We start from the raw sequence: 19,773 nt of genomic DNA on the forward strand, positions 1-19,773 counted from the left end.
ACAGTGAAACGACTCAGCGCCGATGATAGTGCGGGTTCCCGTGTGAAAGTAGGTCATCGTCAGGCTCTTACAGCCCAGAAAACCCCAGTCAGATTACTGACTGGGGTTTTTTGCTTTTGAGATTCAGAAGACTGGCTAATAAAAGCGAGCTCATCTTTAATGGCGTGTTTTTTCTATTCTGAAGAGTTTGGATTCAGACATTGCGAATGCCCGAGGCGTCCATCTTCGCCGCACCTGCGGCAATCAACTCGCCCAAGATATCCGCAGTCAATTGACCCAATTCCTCGTTCGCAAAGAAGCGAAGACGGATGGCGTCCAGGTACGGCGTACCCCGCAACCAGCTCGACCACTCCTCGAGGCTGATCCACTGCAATTCCAGCAGCTTGAACTTCATCAATACCTTGATGGCATGCCGGGCGTGTTTCACCGGATCGCGCTGCAGCCCATCGAGGCGGCGGCGTGCGGTGACCAAGGCGTTACCGACTTCATTGAACACGCGACCGTGTCCAGGAATCACCTGCAGCGGTGCCAACTCCTCGATGCGATCCAGCGTTGCGGCGATCTCGCCGAAAGACGGCTCTCCCGCCAGCTCGGGAAATGCGATACCAAAACCGTTCTCCCACAGCGCGTCCGCGGAAATAAGCGTCCGTGAAGTCGGATCGAACAAGATGATCGAGTGGGGGTCGTGACCAGGCGCCCCGTGAACTTCCCACGCGCCGCCGCCAAGCAGGCATTCCGTTCCAGGTCGCAGCAACCCGGTGAAGCGAAAACGAGGACAAGTCTGTCCCGTCGCAAAAAAACTCAGACCGCTCTCATCCCATCGCTCCACCAGCGCCGCTTCCCCCGGAGGGATATCTGTTCGCAGTGCCGGATAACGCTGCTGCAATGCGGCGTTCCCACCGCAATGGTCACTGTGCAGATGTGTATTCAGCACGCGGTCTAGTGGCCGGGCGCCCAACGCGGATTCGACCAATGCCAATGTCTGCTTGGCATGCGTGGCATAGCCGGTATCGACCAGCGCGGTCTCGTCCGCCCCGACAAACAGGATGTTGTTCGACGACAGCCACCCGCGCTCGAACACAACGACATTCGCCGGCAACCCGGCGGCCGCCGCGGCGTTGCTCATTCAGGCGCTCGCGCTCGTGCGAAGTTCGCGCCGCAGGATCTTCCCCACATTGGTCTTCGGCAGGGAATCACGGAATTCGATGTGCTTCGGCCGCTTGTAGCCTGTGAGTTGCCCATTGCAGTATTGCAGCACCGCGTCTTCGGTCAGGTTCGGGTCCCTGCGCACCACGAAAACCTTGATTGCCTCGCCCTGTTTCTCGTCGGGCACGCCCACCGCCGCGCATTCGACGACCCCGGGGCATAGCGAGATCACGTTCTCCAGCTCGTTCGGGAACACGTTGAAGCCGCTCACCAGGATCATGTCCTTCTTGCGGTCGACGATGCGGCTGTAGCCATCTTCCTGCATCACGGCGATATCGCCCGTTCGCATGAAGCCATCGGCGGTGAATGCGGCGGCGGTCTCGGCCGGTTGGTTGTAGTAGCCCGTCATCACATTGGGGCCCTTGATGCACAACTCGCCGGACTCGCCCGTCGGCACCGAGTTGCCGTCGTCATCCTTAATCGCGATCTCGATGCTCGGCAGCGGCAGTCCGATGGTGCCGGTGAACTTGGTGTTCGACACCGGATTGTTCGTGCCGATCGCACAGGTCTCGCTCATGCCCCAGCCTTCGATCATCGGGCAGCCGGTCGCCTCGAACCACTTGCGCGCCGTGCCTTCCGACGCGGCCATGCCGCCGGCCTGCGAGACGAACAGCGTCGAGAAGTCAATCGTCTTGAACTGAGGATGCATCAGCAGCGCGTTGAACAGCGTGTTCACCGCCGGCAGCATATGGAACGGCCGCTTCTTCAGCACTGCGATGAACTTGTCAAAGTCGCGCGGATTCGGGATCAGCGTCATGTGCGATCCCTGCCGGATCACCAGCAGGCACAGCGTCAACGCGAAGATGTGATACAGCGGCAACGCCGCGATGCTGTTGACCTTTGCAAGATCGCCGGCACGCGACAGCGCCGGCGTGAACCAGGCCTCGGCCTGCAGCGTCGCCGCGACGATGTTGCGATGCGTCAGCACCGCGCCCTTCGACAAACCGGTCGTGCCGCCGGTGTATTGCAGGAAGGCAATCGAATCGAGCGTGCTCTGGTCAGCGGCCAGTGTGCGCCCGCGTCCCTCGGAGATCGCCTGCGTGAACGGCGTCACCGTGCGCCCGTCGCTCAGCGGCAGCTTGTATGGCGGGACCATCTTCGCCAGGTGCCGCACGGCAATCGTGATCCACGCGCCATACAGGCCACCGAGCAGGTCGCCCATCGAGGTCATGACGACATGTTTCACCGGCGTGCGCTCGATCACCTGCTCCAGCGTCGACGCGAAGTTCTCGAGGATGACGATCGCCGTCGCGCCCGAGTCCTTGAGTTGATGCTCCAGCTCGCGCGCGGTGTAGAGCGGATTCACGTTCACGCAGGTATAGCCCGCGCGCAGCACGCCGCACATCGTGACTGCGAACTGCGGAATGTTGGGCAGCATGATCGCCACCCGCGCTCCCGGCTCGAGCCCCTTCGACTGCAGCCAGGCGCCCAGCGCCTTCGACAGCACATCGAGCTCGCCGTAATTCATCCAGCGCTCCATGCAGACCGAGAACGGCCGGTCCTTGTAGCGACCGAACGCCTCCTCGAACATGTGGGGCAGGGACCGGTATTGCTCGGGATTGATTTCCTCGGGCACACCGGCCGGATAGTTTTGTCGCGCGGATGTCTGCATGCAAGCTCCTTTGGCGCGGATTGTGGGAGCCAGTCACTCCCCACCGCCAGCGGGCTTGTCCTAGGGTGCGCGCGCCTGCTGTCGCGCAGGCGATAGCAGGCCGGAGATCAGGCCTTGCCGGTCTCGCCCGGCAGCAGCACGCCGGCTTCGATGTCGGCCTCGACCTTCAGCGCGTCGTAGATCGGCGTGAAGTCCGGCGCCGTGAGATCAAACAGCTGCGCGAAGCTCTCGATCACGAAGTAGTTGGCTTGGTAGGTGTCGATCTTGTAGCGCGTGCGCATGGCGCGCAGCAGATCGAGCGGCAGCCGGCGCGGCTCGTCGCTGAGCACGGCGTGCTGGAGTTCGCCCACCGAGCTCAGGATGCCGGCACCATAGGCGCGCAGGCCCTCCGGCTGGCGAATCAGACCGAACTCCACCGTGTACCAGTACAGCCGCGAGAGCTTCTCGCCCGCGCCCAGTTCGTGCGCCTTGATGCCGCCCGCGCCGTAGCGCTGCACATAGTCGGCGAAGGTCGGGTCGAACAGCATTGGCACGTGGCCGAAGAGGTCGTGGAACACGTCGGGCTCGACGATGTAGTTGAACTCTTCGGGCTTGCGGATCCAGTCGGTCACCGGGAACTTGCGGTTCGCGAGCAGGGTGAAGAACGGCAGCTCCGGAATCAGCCCGGGCACCGCCACGATTTCCCAACCGGTGGCCTTGTGCAGCCGCTCGTTGATTTCCTCGAAGCGCGGGATGCGGTCCTTCACGCCGAGCGACGGCAGCGCGTTGATGAACGCATCGCAGGCCAGCCCGGGCAACTGCGCCGCCTGGCGTTCGTAGAGCCGCCTGTAGGTGTCGTGATCGGCCGCCGTGTAGCTGGCCCAGTCCTGCGGGCAGGTGTAGTCGGCTTGCACCGAGCCGCCGCGCGAGTAGTCGCCGCGCGGCGGGCGATCGGATGCGCCATAGACGGCGGGAGTGACAACAGCAGCGGCGGCAGGGGTGTCCATAGGGATTGTGTTTCTCTGGTTATTTGAGCCAGCGGTCCATCGTGCGCTGGAAGTCGCCACCGGCCTGCTGCAGGTGCAGCCATTGGTCGACGTACGACTTGAAGGCCACGTCGTCGCGCGGCAGCATCCAGGCCATCTCGCCGTACTGCAGCGGCTTGTCGGGGTTGACTGCGCACAAGCCCGGCTTGAGCTTTTGCTGCGTGATGGCCTCGGCAGCCTCGGTCACGAACACGTCGGCGCGGTTGGCGAGGATCTCGTCGAAGATCGTCACGTTCTCGCCGTGCAGCGTGAGCTTGGCCTGCTTGAAGTTGGTACGGGCAAAGCGCTCGTTGCTGCCGCCCGGATTGAAGATGACGCGAGTCGAAGGCTGGTCGATGGCCGCGACGCTCTGGTACTTGGCCACGTCGGCGCAGCGCGCGATCGGCGTCTTGCCGTTGACCATGTAGGGCGTGCTGAAGAAGGCGCGTTTCTGGCGGTCGGTGGTGACCGACACGCCACCCACCGCGATGTCGCACTTGCCCGCGGCAAGGTCCGGCAACAGGTTGGCCCAGGTGGTCTTGACCCATTCGGGCTTCGCACCGAGGCTCGCGCTGAAGCCGGTCATCAGGTCGACGTCGATGCCTTCGAACGAAGCATCGGTCTTCTGGAAGCTGAAGGGCTTGTAGTCGCCGGGGGTGCAGATGCGCAGCACCGCGGCCTTCTGCACCGCGTCCAGGTGCGAGGCGGCCGCGGGCGTTGCCGCCGGCGCCATCGCGCAACCCGAGAGAACGGCGGCAGCCGCCGCGATGAAGGTCAAACCGATCGAAGAGGTGCTGCTGCGCATGCGAACTCCTGGGCAATAAGGGCGGTTGAAAGGGTCCTTATTTTGCGGCGGTCAGTACGCCGCGGCGCATCTGGTCGAGCTCGATGCTCTCGAACAGCGCCTTAAAGTTGCCGTTGCCGAAGCCGTCGTCGCCCTTGCGCTGGATGAACTCGAAGAAGATCGGGCCCAGCTGGTTCTCGCTGAAGATCTGCAGCAGCAGCGCGTCCTTCTTGCCGTCGATCAGGATCTTGCGCTTCTTCAGTTCGGCCACGCTTTCGCCATGCTCGGGGATGCGCTTGTCGACCAGCTCGTAGTACGTGTCGATGGTGTCGAGCAAGACCACGCCCTTGGCGCGCATCGCATCGACGGTGGCGTACAGGTCGTCCGAACCCATCGCGATGTGCTGGATGCCTTCGCCCTTGTACATGTCCAGGTACTCCTGGATCTGGCCGGCCTGCTCCTTGCCCTCTTCGTTGATCGGGATGCGGATCTTGCCGCAGGGGCTGGTCATGGCCTTGCTCTTCACGCCCGTGACCTGGCCTTCGATGTCGAAGTACTTGATCTCGCGGAAGTTGAAGAGCTTCTCGTAGAAGCCGGCCCACACGTTCATGCGGCCGCGGTACACGTTGTGCGTCAGGTGGTCGACGTAGGTGAGGCCATTGCCCACCGGCGACAGCGCCTGCTGCGGTGACACCCCCGGCAGCGCCTCGAAGTCGACGTCGTAGAAGCCGATGTTGCCGATGTCGCCCGGCTGCGCGCCGTTCTTGCCGGGCCAGCGGTCGACGAGGTAGATCAGGCTGTCGCCGACGCCCTTGATGGCGGGGATGTTCAGCTCGCCCGGGCCGGCCTTGTCGGCGAAGCCCCAGGCGCCCAGCGCGGTGGCGCGCTCGTAGGCCTGCTTGGCGTCCTGCACGCGGAAGGCGATGGCGCAGACGCTCGGGCCGTGCTCGCGCGCAAAGCGCTGCGCGAACGAATCGGGCTCGGCATTCAGGATGAAGTTGATCGTGCCCTGGCGGTACAGCAGCACGTTCTTGTGGCGGTGCTTGGCCACGGCCGTGAAGCCCATGCGCTCGAACACCTTGCCCATGGCGACCGGATCGGGTGCCGCGTATTCGATGAATTCGAAGCCGTCGGTGCCCATGGGGTTCTCCCAAGGGGTGAAGGCGGGTGCGTCGGCTTGGCTCATGTGCGGTCTCCAGAAGGTGGGGGATCGATAGGTGCGAGATAGGCGAAAAACGCCAGTGCTGCAATGTAGGTTGGATGGCGCTCAGGTTTTCAGCGTTGTTGGGCGTCTTTGGTGGCAAACGCGCAGTAAAACTGCAAAAATAGAAGAATGGAAGCACTCGACAAGATTGATAGGCTCATTCTGCGCACGCTGCAAGCAGACGGGCGCGCCACTTACGACCAGCTCGCGGAGCAGGTCAGCCTGTCGCCCAGTGCGGTGCTGCGGCGGGTCAAGCGCCTGGAAGAGAGCGGGGTGATCGACCGCTACGTCGCCCTCGTGCGCCCCGAGGTGATCGGCCTGGGCCTGACCGCCTACCTCAACGTGCGCCTCGAAAAGCACACCGAGAGCCACAAGCGCAACCCGATGGACCTGTTCCGCGCCAGCGTGCAGACCTGGCCCGAAGTGGTCGAATGCGCGGCGCTCACGGGCGACATGGACTACCTGCTGCGCGTCGTGGTGGCCGACATGGCGCACTACAGCCGCTTCATCATGGACACCCTGCTCAAGCACCCCAGCGTCGAGGACTGCAAGACCAGCTTCGTGCTGGACCGTGTCAAAGCCACAACAGCCGTGCCCGTTTAACCACAAAGTGGTTGCTCGGGCGCCACGCGTTCTGGTAATGGGTCACGGATGTGTCTTGGAAGTGTCCTTGCTGGCTTGTTGATTAAGGGGAAACCCTTACATTTGAGCCATGCTTACCGCCAAGACCCTCCTCAAAGCGTCTCTCGGCCTCGGCTCTTTCCTGAAAGCGCCGATGGTTGAGACCCAGCCACGCGCCGTCTCGTCGCCCCAGCCCGTCATGGTGCCGATCCGTTCGATCGGCCCGCGCGAGCGGGAGCGCATCGCGCAGCACCTGCTGGCGCTGACCCCCCACGACCGGTACCTGCGCTTCGGCTACGCCGCGGCCGACGAGCAGATCCAGCGCTATGTCGACAGCCTCGACTTCGAGCGCGACGAGATGTTCGGCATCTACAACCGCCGCCTCGAGTTGATTGCGATGTCCCACCTGGCCTTCGCGCCCGGCGACCAGCACAGCGATTGCGCCGAATTCGGCGTCTCGGTCTCCGCGCACGCCCGCGGCCGTGGCTACGGCGCGCGCCTCTTCGAGCGCGCGGTGGTCGTCGCCCGCAACGAAGGCGTCGGCATGCTCTTCATCCATGCGCTGAGCGAGAACGCCGCCATGCTCAAGATCGCCCGCAACGCCGGCGCGACCGTGGTGCGCAGCGGCTCCGAAGCCGAAGCGCATCTGCAACTGCCAGAGGCCACCTTCGACAGCCGCATGAGCCAGATCTCGCTGGAACACTACGCGGCGGTCGACTTCGCCCTGAAGAGCCGCGCCAAGCAGTTCTGGGCCTTCCTGGCGAGCCTGCAGGAAGTGCGCAGCGGCATGAGAGACGCCCGCAGCAAGTCCGCCCCCTGACTCGTCCGGCAGGCCCCGAAACGGCCTATGACGCCCGCGCGGTAGAGCGTGTCACACGCAATCCGTTATCCTTGCCCCTCCTCAACTCCGCCCTCCCGCAGTGGCCGACCCTCACCCTGAACGCGCACCCGTAGAACGGGAAGACAAGCGCGGCTTCCTCCAGAAGCTTGCCGAATTCATCCACCCCGGTCCCGACTCGCGCGACGAGCTGATCGAAACCCTGGCGGACGCCGAGGACAACGAGGTGATCGGCGCCGAGTCGCGCGTGATGCTCGAAGGCGTGCTGCGCATGGCCGACATGACGGCCGGCGACGTGATGGTGGCCGCCCCGCGCATGGACGCGATCAACATCGATGCGCCGTTCGACGCGCTGCTGCACCTCATCATCGACACCGCGCACTCGCGCTTCCCGGTGTACGAGGGCGAAAAAGAAAACATCATCGGCATCCTGCTCGCGAAGGACCTGCTCAAGCTGCAGCGCGCGCCGGGCCTGAACATCCGCGCATTGCTGCGCCCCGCCACCTTCGTGCCCGAGAGCAAGGGCCTGAACGATCTCCTGCGCGAGTTCCGCGGCAACCGCAATCACCTGGCCATCGTCATCGACGAGTTCGGCCGCGTGGCCGGCCTCATCACCATCGAGGATGTGCTCGAGCAGATCGTCGGCGAGATCGAGGACGAGTTCGACATCGCCGAGGACGAGGGCGACATCTTCGGCCTGGCCGACCACACCTACCGCGTCTCGGGCGACACGCCCATCGAGCGCGTGGCCGAAGCCTTCGGCATCACCTTCGACGAAGAACAGCTGAGCGAAGACTTCGACACCATCGGCGGCCTGATCGCGCACGAGATGGGCCACGTGCCCAAGCGCGGCGAGCACCATGCGATGGGCGGCTTCGACTTCGTGGTGCTGCACACCAAGGGCGGCGCGGTGCGCTGGTTCAAGGTGTCGCCAGCCCGCGGCGGCGACGCGGCCGACTGATGCCGCTGCCCGCAGCAGCGACGGCGCGCATCTCGCCCGCCTCCCCCACGGTTGCCTGGTTTCGGCTGTTCGGCTTCGGATTGGCCGGACTGGCACAGGCCTTGTCGATTGCGTGGCCAGCCGACGGAAGGCCGCTGTGGTGGCTTCAGCTTCTTTCGATGGGCGCGCTGGTCTGGCTGCTCGACAGCCTCCGCGCCGAAGGCGCCGGCTGGCGCCGCGCCGGCCTTCACGCCTGGCTCTTCTCGACCACCTGGCTCACCGGCAGCTTCTGGTGGCTCTTCATTTCGCTGCACACCTACGGTGGTCTGCCGGCGCCGCTGGCGGCCATCGCCGTGCTGGCGCTCGCTGCCGCGCTGGGGCTGTACTACGCCGTGGCCGCCGCATGGTTCGTGGTGCGTGGGCCGAAGGGGCGCGTGACGGGGGCGCTGGTTTTCGCCGCGCTCTGGACGCTCGCCGAACTCGTGCGCGGCAGCTGGTTCACCGGCTTCCCCTGGGGCGCCGGCGGCTATGCGCATGTAGAAGGCCCGCTGGCCGCATGGGCCCCGTGGATCGGCGTCTACGGCATCGGCGCCGTCGCGGCGCTCGCGATGGCGCTCGTTGCACTTGGCTCGTTCGCGCGCCGCGCCGAGGCCGTTGCGGGACTGGTGCTGATCGCGCTCGTGTTCGGATTCCCGCACGTCGCACCCTCACTGCGCGGCGCCAGCACCGGCAGCCTCCAGGTCGCGCTCCTGCAGGGCAACATCCCGCAAGACGAGAAATTCATCCCCGGCGGCGGTATCGAAACCGCCCTGCGCTGGTATGGCGAACAGCTGCGCGATGCCAAGGCCTCGCTCGTCGTCACACCCGAAACCGCCGTGCCGCTGCTGCCGCAGCAATTGCCGGCCGGTTATCTCGAAGCGATCCAGGCGCGCTACAGCAACGGCACGCAGGCGGCCATCGTCGGCCTTCCGTTGGGCGGGCGCGCCGGCTACAGCAACGCCGTGCTCGGCTTCCAGCCCGGTGGCGCGCAGCCTTATCAGTACAGCAAGCACCACCTCGTGCCCTTCGGCGAATTCGTTCCGCCGGGCTTTCGCTGGTTCATCCAGATGATGAGCATCCCGCTCGGCGACTTCCAGCGCGGCGGCCTCGCGCAGGCGCCGTTCGTCTGGCAGGGCCAGCGCATCGCGCCGAACATCTGCTACGAGGATTTGTTCGGCGACGAGATCGGAGCGAACTTCCGCGACGAGGCCAAGGCACCCACCATCCTGCTCAACGTGAGCAACATCGCGTGGTTCGGCGATTCGGTCGCGATCGACGAGCACCTCTCCATCTCGCGCATGCGCTCGCTCGAATTCGCGCGGCCGATGGTGCGTGCCACCAACACCGGCGCCACTGTCGTCATCGATGCCGAAGGCCGCGTGACGCACCAGTTGCCGCGCCTCACGCGCGGCGTGCTCGAAGCGCCTGTCGAAGGCCGCACCGGGCTCACGCCCTACGCGCGATGGGTGGCCCCGTTCGGCCTGTGGCCGCTGTGGATCGCGATGCTCGCGATCGTCGCCATCGCCTTCGCGATGGGCCGCCGCCTGCGCTGAGCGCCTTCAGCCCGCGGGCTGCACCGGCCAGTCGCGCAGCTTGCCCGGGTTCAGCAAGCCCATCGGATCGAAGCGTTTCTTCACCGCGATCACCTCGGCCGGCAGCGGTCCGCCCGCCTTGCCGTCTTCCACGATGTTCACGTGCGGGTTGTTGATGTGCACGTTGTGCGCGCGATGGATGTCGATGATCTCGGCCAGCCGCTCCTCGGTGCTGAAGCGCACCAGCTGAAGCCCGCTGCACGTCATGAGCCCCGCCACGTTGCGGATGAACTCGATGTGCATCATCACCTCGCCGCCCAGCAGCTTTTCCATCTCGATGATCTGCTCGACATGCTTGCCGGGAACGAACCCGCTCTGCAGATAGGTCAGCGTCGGGTCGACCTTCAGAGCATGCAGCGTGGTGTGGTTCCAGGTGAACTCCATCAGCGTGCGGTTGCTCTTCTGCACCTCGGCCGCAGTCTTGCGATAGCCCACGGTGCCGCCGTGCGCCTCGACCAGTTGCAGCAGCGCCGGCTCGCACGATTCGGCGACCAGCGACAGCACCGTGTGGCAGCCCTTGGGCAGATGCGCCGCGAGCTGCGCCAGGTGATCGGAGATCGGTGCTGCAAAGAACGAGATCTCCCGCTTCACGATCCCCGGCCCGTTCGCGAGCTTGTCGGCGAAGTGCAGCGCGTTCTCGAAGTCGTCGAAAGTCACCAGCGTTTCGAGCCACGGATGCGCGGGCGCCAGCGCAATCTCCAGCTCCAGCACGAGCCCGTTGGTGCCCCACAGATGATGCATGCGCATCGCCTCGGCGCCGCGCAGTTCGACCACCTGCGGCTCCGCCTCGATCGTCATCGCGCGGATACCGAGTACGTTGCCCGGTGCCCCGAGCGGCCCGTAGTTGATCGAGCCCACGCCTCCGAAGCCGCCGCCGAAAAGACCGCCGAGCGTCGCGCTGCGGTAGGTGGAAGGCACGCAGCGCATCTCCTGCCCCGAGGGCTTCGTCTGTTTCTCCAGTTCGCCGAGCCGGATGCCGGCCTGCGCGCGCGCCACGCCGGGCTGCACCCAGAGGCAGGCGTTGTAGCCCGTCATGTCGAGCACCACGCCGCCCGCGAGTGGCGTGGTCTGGCCGTAGTTGCCGGTGCCGCTGCCGCGGATGACGATCGGCACGCCACGGCGCGCGCACGCACCCACCACGGCGCGGATCTCGTCTTCGCTGCGCGGTCGCACGACGACATCGGCGCGCTTGTCTTTCAGCTGGCGATTCAGCACGGGGCTGAACCACGAGAAATCCTGCGAGAGCCGCGTGACGCGCCCTTCTTCGGTGATCCAGTCGAGGTCGGGCAGTTCGAGCAGCAACTGCTCGATGGCGGAAACGGGAGCGTTCATGGTCGTCGTCAAAATCAGTCTTGGGAAAGTTCGCTCGCATGCCACGAGCCCAGCGCTACCTTGGTGAGCCAGGCCATCAGCACGAAGAGCGCCACGCCGGTCAGCGAGATCAGCAACAGGGCCGCGAACATGCGCGGAATGTTCAGCTGGAAGCCCGCCTGCAGGATCTGGTAGGCCAGCCCCGCGCCCGAGCCACCGGTGCCCGCGACGAACTCCGCCACCACCGCGCCGATCAGCGCGAGGCCGCTGGAGATGCGCAGGCCGCCGAAGAAATACGGCAGCGCGCTCGGAATGCGCAGCCGCACCAGTTGCTGCCAGCGCGTGGCGCGGTTCAGCTTGAAGTAGCTCTGCAAGTCGGGGTCGATGCTGCGCAAGCCCAGCGTCGTGTTGCTGATGATCGGGAACAGCGCCACCAGCGCAGCGCACACCGTCATTGCCGCCACCGGGTTCTTCACCCAGATGATGATGAGCGGCGCCACCGCGACGATGGGCGTCACCTGCAGCAGCACCGCATACGGGAAGAGAGCGGTCTCGATGCGCTTGCTCTGCACGAAGAGGAACGAGATCAGCACGCCTGCCACCGTCGCCAGCGCGAACGACAGCACGGTGATCTTGAGCGTGACCAGGAGCGCGTTGCCCAGCGGTGCCCAGTCGGTCACCAGCGTCTGCATCATGAGATACGGCGAGGGCACGAGGTAAGGCGGCAGTTCCATCGCCACCACCATCCACTGCCAGAGCGCGACCAGCACGACGCCGATCAGCACCGGGTACAGCACGCGCTGCACGCGCGGTTGGTTCAAGAGGGGCGTGCGCTTCATCGTGCGTGCTCCTCGTCGGCATTGCTCGCGCGCAGCAGGCTGTCCTGCAGCCGCTTCGCATGTTTCGCAAACTCGGGCGTCACCATGAAATCGGCGCTGCGCGGATAGGGCTCGTCGATCTGGAACTGCTCCACCACGCGGCCCGGCCGCGCGGCCATCATCACCACGCGGTTCGACAGGAACACCGCCTCGTGGATCGAGTGCGTCACGAAGATCACCGTGAGCTTCTTCTTGCGCCAGAGCTCGAGCAGGTCGGCATCGAGCTTGTGGCGCGTGATCTCGTCGAGCGCGCCGAAGGGTTCGTCCATCAGCAGCAGGTCGGGCTGCGTGACCAGCCCGCGCGCGATCGACGCGCGCATCTGCATGCCGCCCGACAGCGCACGCGGCAGCGCGCCGGCGAACTTCTCCAGCCCCACGAGCGCGAGCGATTCCATCACCCGCGCATCGGCCTCCTTGCGCGGCACGCCGGCCAGGTCCAGCGGCAGCCGCACATTGGTCTGCACGCTCGCCCACGGCATCAACGTGGGCGACTGGAACACGAAGGACATGCGCCGCGCGCTGTCGTGCAACTGGCTCACGGGCTTGCGCCACACCAGCAGCCGCCCGTCGCTCGGCTCCAGCATGCCCGCCACCATCTTCAGCAACGTGCTCTTGCCGCAGCCCGACGGGCCGAGCAGCGTGACGAACTCGCCTTCGGCGATCGACAGGTCCACCGGCAGCAGCGCCTGCGTGCCGTTGGGGTAGGTCTTCTCGGCCGAGAGCACTTCCACCGCGGGCACGGCAGGAACCGTCGGCGGCGCGAGGGTGTGGGGTTCGATGCGATTCATGGAGCGGCGAAATTCAGGGCAGGACCTTGGCGTCTTTCACGAACTCGGTCGTGTAGGTCTTGGCCAGCTCGACCTTCGCGGGGTCGAGCAATTTCGAGGTCACGAGGAAGTCGTAGCTCGCCTTGGCGCGCGCATCCGTCATCACGCCGATGCCCAGCTTGGCCGCGTCGCCGCCGGTGACCATGCCCATCTCCTTGAGCTTGGCCACGCTGTAGGCCAGCTGGTCGTCGGTCATGTTGGGGTTGTCTTTCTTGATGAGCGCATTGGCGGGCGCCGGGTCGGCGAGGTAGCTCTTCCAGCCCTCGGCCGAGGCCTTCACGAAGGCGGCGACCTGCTTGCTGCGCTCCTTCACCGTCTTCTCCATGCACGACACCGTGGTCGCATACGCCGGGAAGCCGTGGTCGCTGAACATCAGCACGGTGCTCTTCACGCCGGCCTTTTGAATCGCGTAGGGCTCCGAGGTCAGGTAGCCCTGCTGCGCGGTGTTCTTGTCCGCCACGAAGGGCTGGATGTTGAAGGTGTAGGGCCGCGTCTGTTCGTCGGTGAGGCCGAACTTGGCCTTCAGCCACGGCCAGTAGCCGCGGTTGGCCTGCGCGCCGATCAGGAGCGTCTTGCCCTTCAGGTCCTCGAACTTCTTCACGTCGTCGTGCGCGATCAGCACCTGCGGGTCCTTCTGGAAGAAGGCTGCGACGTTGACCACCGGCACGCCGCCTTCGCGCACCTGCATCATCTGGATGTCGCTCGAGCCCATGATGCAGTCGGCCTGGCCGGCCGCCATCATCTGCGTGATGTTGACCTGCGGGCCGCCCATCTTGATGGTCACGTCCAGGCCGTACTTCTTGTAGATGCCCTGCGCCACCGCCTGGTAGAAGCCGCCGTGCTCGGCCTGCGCGTACCAGTTGGTCATGTAGGTGAACTTGTCCTGGGCCTGTGCGGGTGCGACGGCCGTGAGGAGCGACAGCGCGGCGGCGCCGGCCAGGGAAAGAGCGAAGGAACGCATGGTGGGGACCTCTCGAAGGCTGGATGAAAAAGAAGAAAGCCGATGCAAGACGCGCGCCTCAGGCCGGCGTGAACGATTGCTGGATGAAACCCTGCTGATGGCCGCGCTCCCAGGTGGGCTCTTCGCGCACCACCCAGCGCAGCGCATGCAGCTCGGTCAGCGCCTGCACCCAGCTGTCGGAAAGCGACTCCAGGATCTCGATGCCCTGTTCGCGCGTGGCGCTGGTCGGATCGCCGATCACGCCGCTCGGACCGAAGTCGCGCGCGGTCCATGCACAGGCCGGGCGGCCATCGGCCGACAGCAGCTTGATCGGAAAGGGCGGCGGAAAGTTGGCCGCCGCGCGCTCCATGTGCACCGTGTCGGGCGCGAGTGCGAGCATCAGCGCGGTCTCGGAATGGCCGGCGTGCATCGACAGGCGCTTCTCCTGCTCGCTGATCTGCTTGCTCGACGCGTTCGGCAGGCGCGACACGCCGTGCGGCACCACCACGAAATCGCCGTGCCGCAGGCGCAACTCGCGCGCCGCCATCTCCAGCACCTGCGGCTGGCCGCCATGGCCGTTGGCGAACAGCAGCTTGCGAAAACCCGCGCGATAGACCGACTCGCCGATCTCGGTCACGGTCGACAGCAGCGTGGTGCCGGTGAGCGTCATCGTGCCGGGGAAGTGCAGGTGCTCTTCCGACTTGCCGTAGGTGATGGTGGGCAGCGCGAAGGCGCGCACCTCGGCCGGCAGCTTTTCGAGCGCCCTGCCCATCACGCCCGAGGCGATCACGCTGTCGACCGAGCACGGCAGGTGCGGGCCGTGCTGTTCGATGGCACCGCAGGGCAGCACGATGACCGTGTTCTCGCGATCGGGCAGCGCGGCGATTTCGGTCCAGCTCAGGTAGGGCAGGAAGCGATGGGGCGGGATGTAGCCGTGGAGCATGGGAGTCCTTGCTTGTTCTTTACTTGGGGAAGAAGGGTGTGGCGTCGCCGTGCGTCACGCGGCCGTCGCGCAGCACCACGCGGGTGGCGGTGCGCGAGGGCCAGCCGTGGCGATCGGCCTGCGTGAAGAGCACCAGGTCGGCTTTCGCGCCGACCAGCGTAGGAGTCGTCGTGGCGGGCGCGCGCTGCAGCCAGTCGCTGCGGCACAGCGCCTGCGACCAGCTGTCGAAGGGTTCATCGAGCTGCGCGACCAGCGCGGCCGTGCCCAGCGCCTCGACCGGGTCGAAGCTGCCGAGGCGGCAGAACGGGTCCTGCACGTTGTCGCTCGCGAACAGCAGCGGAATGCCGCGCTCGCGTATTTCCTTCACGAGCGTGATGCCGCGCAGCCGCGGCGTGCGGCCCGTCACCGCGTCCTGCAGCAGCAGGTTGGTCGCGGGCAGCGAAACGACGGTGATCGGCGCGCGCGCCACCGCATCGAGCGTGGCGAGGGCCTGTGCCTCGGGCTGCGCCGCGAGCGCGCAGATGTGGCCGCAGACCACGCGGCCTTCGAAGCCGATCTCGCGCAGCAGGCGCGCGGTGGTCTGCAGGCCGACCGCCGCGGCGTTGAGTTCCTCATCGACATGCAGGTCGATGTCGAGGTCGCAGGCCTGCGCCGCATTCAGCAGGTTGCGCAGTGCGTTCTCGCTCCAGTTGGTCGAATGCACGAAGCCGCCGAGCAGCGCGTGCGGTCCCGTCGCCTTCACCTGTTTCGCGAGGCGCAGCGCCTGCGCCGCGTCTTCGAAGAGCGGCAGCTTGATCAGGCTCACCTGTTCCAGCCGCACCCTGCCTGCCCATTCCTCTGCGAGCTCGGCCAGCACCGGCCAGGCCAGCGGCACCGCATCGGGTTCCCACCAGTCGACGTGCGTGCGCACATGCGTGGTGCCGCATTCCCAGGCCCACTGCAGGCCGCGCGCGGCGCGCTCGCGCACGTCGGCGGGGCTCCAGTGCACGCGGTCGGCGAGCATCGCGTCGATGGCGCCGAGCAGGCCCGGCTGCACATGCTTCATGCGCGGCAGCGTGAAGGCCTTGTCGAGGTGCGTGTGGGCGTCGACGAAGCCGGGGAGCACGAGGGTGCAGGCGAGGTCCCAGCTTTCGGGGGAGGGCACGGCTTCATCGGCGGGGCGCACCGATTGCACGCGTCCCGCGTCGAGTGCGATGCGCGCCAGCACCGGCACGCCATCGCGATGCGGCCAGTCAGGCGGCAGCAGCCAGCGCGGCAGCCGCGCGTTGTCGAGCAGCACGGGCGCGTTCATGCGAAGCGCGCCATGGCTTGCCCCACGCGCGCCATGAAGCGCTTGAGCTGGGGCTCGGTCGCCACGTTCATGTGGTAATGGGCGTGGTAGTCCACCTTGGCGCGCTGCCCGGTGAGCCGCTTCATGTAGCGCGTGACGATCTTGCGCGGCGGATCGCCCATGTACCAGGCCAGCCACCGCGGCCGGCCGTAGGTGACCACGGCGCTGATGCGGGTGATGTGGGTGAGCATCGGCTTCACATTCGCCGGGTCGCTGATGTCGAAGGCCACGCCCGGCATGAAGAGCCGGTCGAAGTAGCCCTTGAGCATCGCCGGCAGCCCGAAGCACCACGTCGGAAAGCAGAACACGATGCCCTCGGCCCAGTGCAGCCGCTCCACATACGGCTGGAGCGGCAGCTGGTTGGCCGGCACGTCGTGGTAGCCGAGCCGCTCCTCGCGCGAGAGCACCGGATCGAACCCCTCGGCGTACAGGTCGCAGTCGTCCACCTCGTGCCCGGCCGCGCGCAGGTTCTTCAGCACCTCCTGGTGCAGGGCCGCATGGAAGCTGGTTTCGACAGGGTGGCAGTAGACGACGAGCACGCGCATGGTGTGTTTGACCGCTTAATCAGAGCAAGTGGTCAGGTTATGCAAGCGACGTGCCAGTCCGGATGCACCGGACTGGTGATTTCTCCTGGATTACGCGATCAGCGGCCGGCGGGCCCGGCCGGGTCAGCCTTCGAGCGCCGGCGCCTCGCCCGACATCCCCAGGCTCCAGAGCCGCAGCGCCACGTGGATCTCCAGCGCCCGGCTCGCGTTGCCCCAATGCCCCAGCAGTTCTTCCACACTCGCGAGCCGCTGCCGCACGGTGTTGACGTGAATGCCCATGCGCGCCGCGGTCGTCTTGGCGTTCTGGTTGTTGTCGAAATAGGCCAGGAGCGTGGCGGTCAGTTCCGATCCGCGCTTCCTGTCGTGGCCCATGACGGCGCCGATGGTCGCGTTCAGGAAGGTGTTCAGGCTCGCTTGGTCGTGCGTCTCGAACAGCACGGAATACAGCGCCATCTCGTTCTGCGCCACGATGTTGCCGCGCATGCCCAGCCGCCCCAGCACCGACAGCGCACGCCGCAACGTCGCGTACAGCGCCGGCATCTCGGCGGGCGTGCGCACCGGCCTCGACAGCACGCCCCGGTAGGCATCGCCGAGCTCGCTGCCGGCGAATGCCGTGAACTGCGCGAGCACGTCCTGCGCCTTCGTCGCGCCGCACACGATGACGAGGACGCCGTCGACTTCGTCCATCACGAGGTCGGACAGGGGCGCGCCCGCCCTGAGCCGTCGCGCCCAGAAGCCCGGCCGGGGCTGTTCCATCTCGACCACCATCAACGAGATCGGCTGCGACAGGTCGAGGCCGAAGCGTTCGGCGCGATCCTGCGTCAGGGCGGGTTCGTCCTGCCTCGGCGAGATGAGCGTGTGCAGCAGCGTCGACACATCGCGGCTCTTGCTCGCTTCCACGCGCTCTTGCGACAGCAGCACCACGCCGATGACGCTCGAGCTTCGCTCGAAGGTGCGCAGCGAGATGTCGCGCAGGTCCTCGTGCCGGAAGAGCAGCACGGCGCCGAGCACGTCGTTGCCGCCGATCACCGCGATCGCGCGGCACAACTCGCCGCCGTGGTGGCTGAAGGCGACGGCCGAGCGGCCGGCCTGGCGGCTCTCGCGCAGGGCCTGTGCGAGCGCGGCGCTGTGTGCGTCGTGCGGCGCGTAGGCATCCGCCGCCGTGCCGGTGTAGCCCGGTGCCGTGGCCCGGCTGATCACTTCGCTGGCTTCGTCGAGCACCAGCACGCTGCCGTTGAGAAGCTGCGCGACCGACTCGCACAGCGCGCCGAGCGACGCGCCCTTGGCAAGCAGCGAGGTCAGCTGCTCGTGCGCTTCCGCCGCCTCCTGCACGTCGCGCGCATGCCGCTCCAGTTCCGCGCGCGCGAGGTCTGCCTTCTCCAGCGCCGTCTTCGCTTCCGCGAACGCCTTGGCGTTGTTGATGGCGACGGCCGCGTGGGTGGCGAGCGTGCAGAGGATCGACACGTTCAGCGCCGTGTGCGTGCGGTGGTAGCGGTCGGCCACGAAGAGCAGGCCGATCACGTTGTCGTCGCACATCAGCGGCGCGCCGACCAGTGCGGCGACGCCTTCGTCCCTGAAGGTGTCGTCCAGCGCGGGGTCGTGCACGAAGCGGTTGTCGTGCAGGTAGTCGGGCGTGAAGAAGGGAAGGCGCGTGGACATCACGATGCCCGCGACACCCAGGTTCCTGCCGGCGGTCATCTTGCCGGTGCGGTCGGAGATGGCGCCGTCGGCCACGACCACCTGGAACTCGCCGCTCGCGGCGTCGTAGATCGTGAGCCAGCACAGGTGCGCGCCCATCAGCTTGCGCGCGCGGCTCACGATGGCCCGGAGCAGGCCCGTGAGATCGAGGCGGCTGGAGAGATCCTGCGCGGACTCGATCACCGCGAGCATGCCGCGCTCGCGCTGCTCGTGAAGCTCGAGGCGGTTGCGCAGCGCCATCGCCATGCGCACCAGTTCCACCAGGCCCGACTTGCGCTGCAGCGCATCGGGCAGGGCCTCGACGTGCGCGAGGCAGGCGGCGAATTCTTCGGAGGAAGCGTTGCGGTGCAGGAGGCCGATCAGGTCGGGGGCGATCTCGTCGGCCGTCTGGCTCAGCGACGGGCCGATCGTTCGCTTTCGTTCTTGGGGCAGTGCCGGCATAGGGCGCGAAGGCTAGCAGAACGATGCGCGCATGGGCATGGGCCCAAGCCCTAGTTCCGGCGGGCGCGCGCTGCACGCGACAGGGATCACATCGCGCGGGGCCCGGATGTGTCTCTGCCGCACATAGGTTTGCGCAGGCGCCTTCCGGACACTTGCCGTGCTGCACCGTTCAAGAGACATCACGACACACAACCATGAGCATCATCGATTCACTCCGGCCCGCGCCCGGCCTGCGTGTCCTGGTCACCGCAGGCGGCGCCGGCATCGGTGCCGCGGTGGCCCGTGCATTTCGCGAGACGGGCGCGCGCGTGCATGTCTGCGACATCGATCGCGGCGCGCTCGACCGCCTGGCCGACGAGGCGCCCGAGATCACATCGAGCATGGCCGACGCCTCGGTGCCTGAAGACGTCGACCTCGTTTTCGACGACGTGCAGGGCGCGCTTGGCGGGCTGGACGTGTTGGTCAGCAACGTCGGCATCGCGGGGCCGACCGGCGCGATCCAGGACCTGAACCGCGGCGACTGGGAGCGCACGGTGTCGGTGAACCTCAACAGCCAGTTCTATTTTGCGCAGCGCGCGGTGCCCTTGCTCAAGCAGTCCACGCAGAGCCCGTGCCTCATCGCCATGAGCTCGGTCGCGGGACGGCTGGGCTATGCATTCCGCACGCCGTATGCCGCCACCAAGTGGGCCATCGTGGGCCTCATGAAATCGCTGGCCATCGAGCTCGGCCCGCACGGCGTGCGGGTGAACGCGATCCTTCCGGGCACGGTGGAAGGCGAGCGCATGAACAGCGTGATCGGTGCGCGCGCGGCGACCGCGGGCGTGTCGGTGGAAGCGATGCGCGCGGAGTACCTGCAGAAGATCTCGCTGCGCCGCATGGTCACGCTGGACGACGTGGCGGCGATGGCGCTTTTTCTGTCTTCGCCCGCGGCGCGCAACGTGACCGGCCAGGCGATCAGCGTCGACGGGAACATGGAATACCTCTAGCGCCTCCGCGCGGCCGGCGCGCCCCTTTTCGATT

The 19,773-nt window shown here is 66.4% G+C and carries 18 protein-coding genes; 5 read left to right on the forward strand and 13 right to left on the reverse strand.

Annotated elements, in window-relative coordinates:
- Positions 1-193: 193 nt before the first annotated feature.
- The 5 genes from ACSFA7_RS27890 to hppD form a co-directional block, all read right to left on the reverse strand.
- A complete protein-coding gene (locus tag ACSFA7_RS27890) occupies positions 194-1,126 on the reverse strand; it encodes an MBL fold metallo-hydrolase (protein ID WP_435502358.1) in 933 nt (310 codons plus the stop codon).
- Positions 1,127-2,818 carry an AMP-binding protein gene (locus ACSFA7_RS27895; RefSeq protein WP_435502359.1) on the reverse strand — a complete coding sequence of 564 codons (1,692 nt, stop codon included), beginning with the start codon at positions 2,816-2,818 and terminating at the stop codon, positions 1,127-1,129.
- Positions 2,819-2,925: 107 nt separating this feature from the next.
- Positions 2,926-3,804 (reverse strand): phenylalanine 4-monooxygenase, encoded by an 879-nt coding sequence (gene phhA / locus ACSFA7_RS27900; RefSeq protein WP_435502360.1) that lies wholly within the window; start codon positions 3,802-3,804, stop codon positions 2,926-2,928.
- A 19-nt stretch (positions 3,805-3,823) separates the two neighbouring features.
- A complete protein-coding gene (locus ACSFA7_RS27905) occupies positions 3,824-4,627 on the reverse strand; it encodes a transporter substrate-binding domain-containing protein (RefSeq protein WP_435502361.1) in 804 nt (267 codons plus the stop codon).
- Positions 4,628-4,664: 37 nt separating this feature from the next.
- Positions 4,665-5,792 carry a 4-hydroxyphenylpyruvate dioxygenase gene (gene hppD, locus ACSFA7_RS27910; RefSeq protein WP_206175821.1) on the reverse strand — a complete coding sequence of 376 codons (1,128 nt, stop codon included), beginning with the start codon at positions 5,790-5,792 and terminating at the stop codon, positions 4,665-4,667.
- Positions 5,793-5,939: 147 nt separating this feature from the next.
- Between hppD and ACSFA7_RS27915 the strand changes: the two genes are divergently transcribed.
- The 4 genes from ACSFA7_RS27915 (at position 5,940) to lnt (ending at position 9,801) form a co-directional block, all read left to right on the forward strand.
- The gene (locus ACSFA7_RS27915; protein ID WP_093442092.1) at positions 5,940-6,413 is read left to right on the forward strand and encodes an Lrp/AsnC family transcriptional regulator; all 474 of its coding nucleotides are present in this window, start codon (positions 5,940-5,942) and stop codon (positions 6,411-6,413) included.
- Between the two features lie 109 nt (positions 6,414-6,522).
- Complete coding sequence (locus tag ACSFA7_RS27920) at positions 6,523-7,251, forward strand: GNAT family N-acetyltransferase (RefSeq protein WP_206175819.1); 729 nt, start codon at positions 6,523-6,525, stop codon at positions 7,249-7,251.
- Between the two features lie 100 nt (positions 7,252-7,351).
- Entirely contained in the window at positions 7,352-8,230 is an 879-nt protein-coding gene (locus tag ACSFA7_RS27925) for an HlyC/CorC family transporter (protein WP_435502362.1), read from the forward strand.
- The gene (gene lnt / locus ACSFA7_RS27930) at positions 8,230-9,801 is read left to right on the forward strand and encodes an apolipoprotein N-acyltransferase (protein WP_435502363.1); all 1,572 of its coding nucleotides are present in this window, start codon (positions 8,230-8,232) and stop codon (positions 9,799-9,801) included. The genes ACSFA7_RS27925 and lnt overlap by 1 nt, the downstream gene beginning before the upstream one ends.
- A 6-nt stretch (positions 9,802-9,807) precedes the next feature.
- Here lnt and ACSFA7_RS27935 read toward each other — a convergent pair whose 3' ends face one another.
- The 8 genes from ACSFA7_RS27935 to ACSFA7_RS27970 all read right to left on the reverse strand — a co-directional run bounded on the left by ACSFA7_RS27935 (position 9,808) and on the right by ACSFA7_RS27970 (position 18,753).
- Positions 9,808-11,172 (reverse strand): FAD-binding oxidoreductase, encoded by a 1,365-nt coding sequence (locus tag ACSFA7_RS27935; RefSeq protein ID WP_435502364.1) that lies wholly within the window; start codon positions 11,170-11,172, stop codon positions 9,808-9,810.
- 14 nt (positions 11,173-11,186) lie between these two features.
- The gene (locus ACSFA7_RS27940) at positions 11,187-11,990 is read right to left on the reverse strand and encodes an ABC transporter permease (protein WP_198788966.1); all 804 of its coding nucleotides are present in this window, start codon (positions 11,988-11,990) and stop codon (positions 11,187-11,189) included.
- Positions 11,987-12,817, reverse strand: a complete 831-nt coding sequence (locus ACSFA7_RS27945) for an ABC transporter ATP-binding protein (protein WP_435502365.1) — start codon at positions 12,815-12,817, stop codon at positions 11,987-11,989. The genes ACSFA7_RS27940 and ACSFA7_RS27945 overlap by 4 nt, the downstream gene beginning before the upstream one ends.
- Before the next feature lie 13 nt (positions 12,818-12,830).
- Positions 12,831-13,817 (reverse strand): ABC transporter substrate-binding protein, encoded by a 987-nt coding sequence (locus ACSFA7_RS27950; protein WP_435502366.1) that lies wholly within the window; start codon positions 13,815-13,817, stop codon positions 12,831-12,833.
- Positions 13,818-13,875: 58 nt separating this feature from the next.
- A complete protein-coding gene (locus tag ACSFA7_RS27955) occupies positions 13,876-14,739 on the reverse strand; it encodes a creatininase family protein (protein ID WP_435502367.1) in 864 nt (287 codons plus the stop codon).
- 19 nt (positions 14,740-14,758) lie between these two features.
- Complete coding sequence (locus ACSFA7_RS27960; protein WP_435502368.1) at positions 14,759-16,030, reverse strand: amidohydrolase family protein; 1,272 nt, start codon at positions 16,028-16,030, stop codon at positions 14,759-14,761.
- The gene (locus tag ACSFA7_RS27965) at positions 16,027-16,614 is read right to left on the reverse strand and encodes an NAD(P)H-dependent oxidoreductase (protein WP_435502369.1); all 588 of its coding nucleotides are present in this window, start codon (positions 16,612-16,614) and stop codon (positions 16,027-16,029) included. The genes ACSFA7_RS27960 and ACSFA7_RS27965 overlap by 4 nt, the downstream gene beginning before the upstream one ends.
- A gap of 123 nt (positions 16,615-16,737) precedes the next feature.
- Positions 16,738-18,753, reverse strand: coding sequence for a helix-turn-helix domain-containing protein (locus tag ACSFA7_RS27970; RefSeq protein WP_435502370.1), 2,016 nt, complete (start codon positions 18,751-18,753; stop codon positions 16,738-16,740).
- Positions 18,754-18,947: 194 nt separating this feature from the next.
- Between ACSFA7_RS27970 and ACSFA7_RS27975 the strand changes: the two genes are divergently transcribed.
- Positions 18,948-19,739 carry an SDR family oxidoreductase gene (locus ACSFA7_RS27975; protein ID WP_435502371.1) on the forward strand — a complete coding sequence of 264 codons (792 nt, stop codon included), beginning with the start codon at positions 18,948-18,950 and terminating at the stop codon, positions 19,737-19,739.
- Positions 19,740-19,773 lie beyond the last annotated feature (34 nt).

This window comes from Variovorax trehalosi, from assembly GCF_051216415.1.
Classification (GTDB): domain Bacteria; phylum Pseudomonadota; class Gammaproteobacteria; order Burkholderiales; family Burkholderiaceae_C; genus Variovorax.

Excerpts from the sequence above, each read along its gene's own strand:
- ACSFA7_RS27965 (WP_435502369.1), bottom strand. The coding sequence starts at position 16,614 with ATGCGCGTGCTCGTCGTCTACTGCCACCCTGTCGAAACCAGCTTCCAT.
- ACSFA7_RS27960 (WP_435502368.1), bottom strand. The coding sequence starts at position 16,030 with ATGAACGCGCCCGTGCTGCTCGACAACGCGCGGCTGCCGCGCTGGCTG.
- phhA (WP_435502360.1), bottom strand. The coding sequence starts at position 3,804 with ATGGACACCCCTGCCGCCGCTGCTGTTGTCACTCCCGCCGTCTATGGC.
- ACSFA7_RS27905 (WP_435502361.1), bottom strand. The coding sequence starts at position 4,627 with ATGCGCAGCAGCACCTCTTCGATCGGTTTGACCTTCATCGCGGCGGCT.
- ACSFA7_RS27945 (WP_435502365.1), bottom strand. The coding sequence starts at position 12,817 with ATGAATCGCATCGAACCCCACACCCTCGCGCCGCCGACGGTTCCTGCC.
- ACSFA7_RS27890 (WP_435502358.1), bottom strand. The coding sequence starts at position 1,126 with ATGAGCAACGCCGCGGCGGCCGCCGGGTTGCCGGCGAATGTCGTTGTG.
- ACSFA7_RS27935 (WP_435502364.1), bottom strand. The coding sequence starts at position 11,172 with ATGAACGCTCCCGTTTCCGCCATCGAGCAGTTGCTGCTCGAACTGCCC.
- ACSFA7_RS27970 (WP_435502370.1), bottom strand. The coding sequence starts at position 18,753 with ATGCCGGCACTGCCCCAAGAACGAAAGCGAACGATCGGCCCGTCGCTG.
- ACSFA7_RS27955 (WP_435502367.1), bottom strand. The coding sequence starts at position 14,739 with ATGCTCCACGGCTACATCCCGCCCCATCGCTTCCTGCCCTACCTGAGC.
- ACSFA7_RS27950 (WP_435502366.1), bottom strand. The coding sequence starts at position 13,817 with ATGCGTTCCTTCGCTCTTTCCCTGGCCGGCGCCGCCGCGCTGTCGCTC.
- ACSFA7_RS27920 (WP_206175819.1), top strand. The coding sequence starts at position 6,523 with ATGCTTACCGCCAAGACCCTCCTCAAAGCGTCTCTCGGCCTCGGCTCT.
- ACSFA7_RS27940 (WP_198788966.1), bottom strand. The coding sequence starts at position 11,990 with ATGAAGCGCACGCCCCTCTTGAACCAACCGCGCGTGCAGCGCGTGCTG.
- ACSFA7_RS27895 (WP_435502359.1), bottom strand. The coding sequence starts at position 2,818 with ATGCAGACATCCGCGCGACAAAACTATCCGGCCGGTGTGCCCGAGGAA.
- lnt (WP_435502363.1), top strand. The coding sequence starts at position 8,230 with ATGCCGCTGCCCGCAGCAGCGACGGCGCGCATCTCGCCCGCCTCCCCC.
- hppD (WP_206175821.1), bottom strand. The coding sequence starts at position 5,792 with ATGAGCCAAGCCGACGCACCCGCCTTCACCCCTTGGGAGAACCCCATG.
- ACSFA7_RS27915 (WP_093442092.1), top strand. The coding sequence starts at position 5,940 with ATGGAAGCACTCGACAAGATTGATAGGCTCATTCTGCGCACGCTGCAA.
- ACSFA7_RS27975 (WP_435502371.1), top strand. The coding sequence starts at position 18,948 with ATGAGCATCATCGATTCACTCCGGCCCGCGCCCGGCCTGCGTGTCCTG.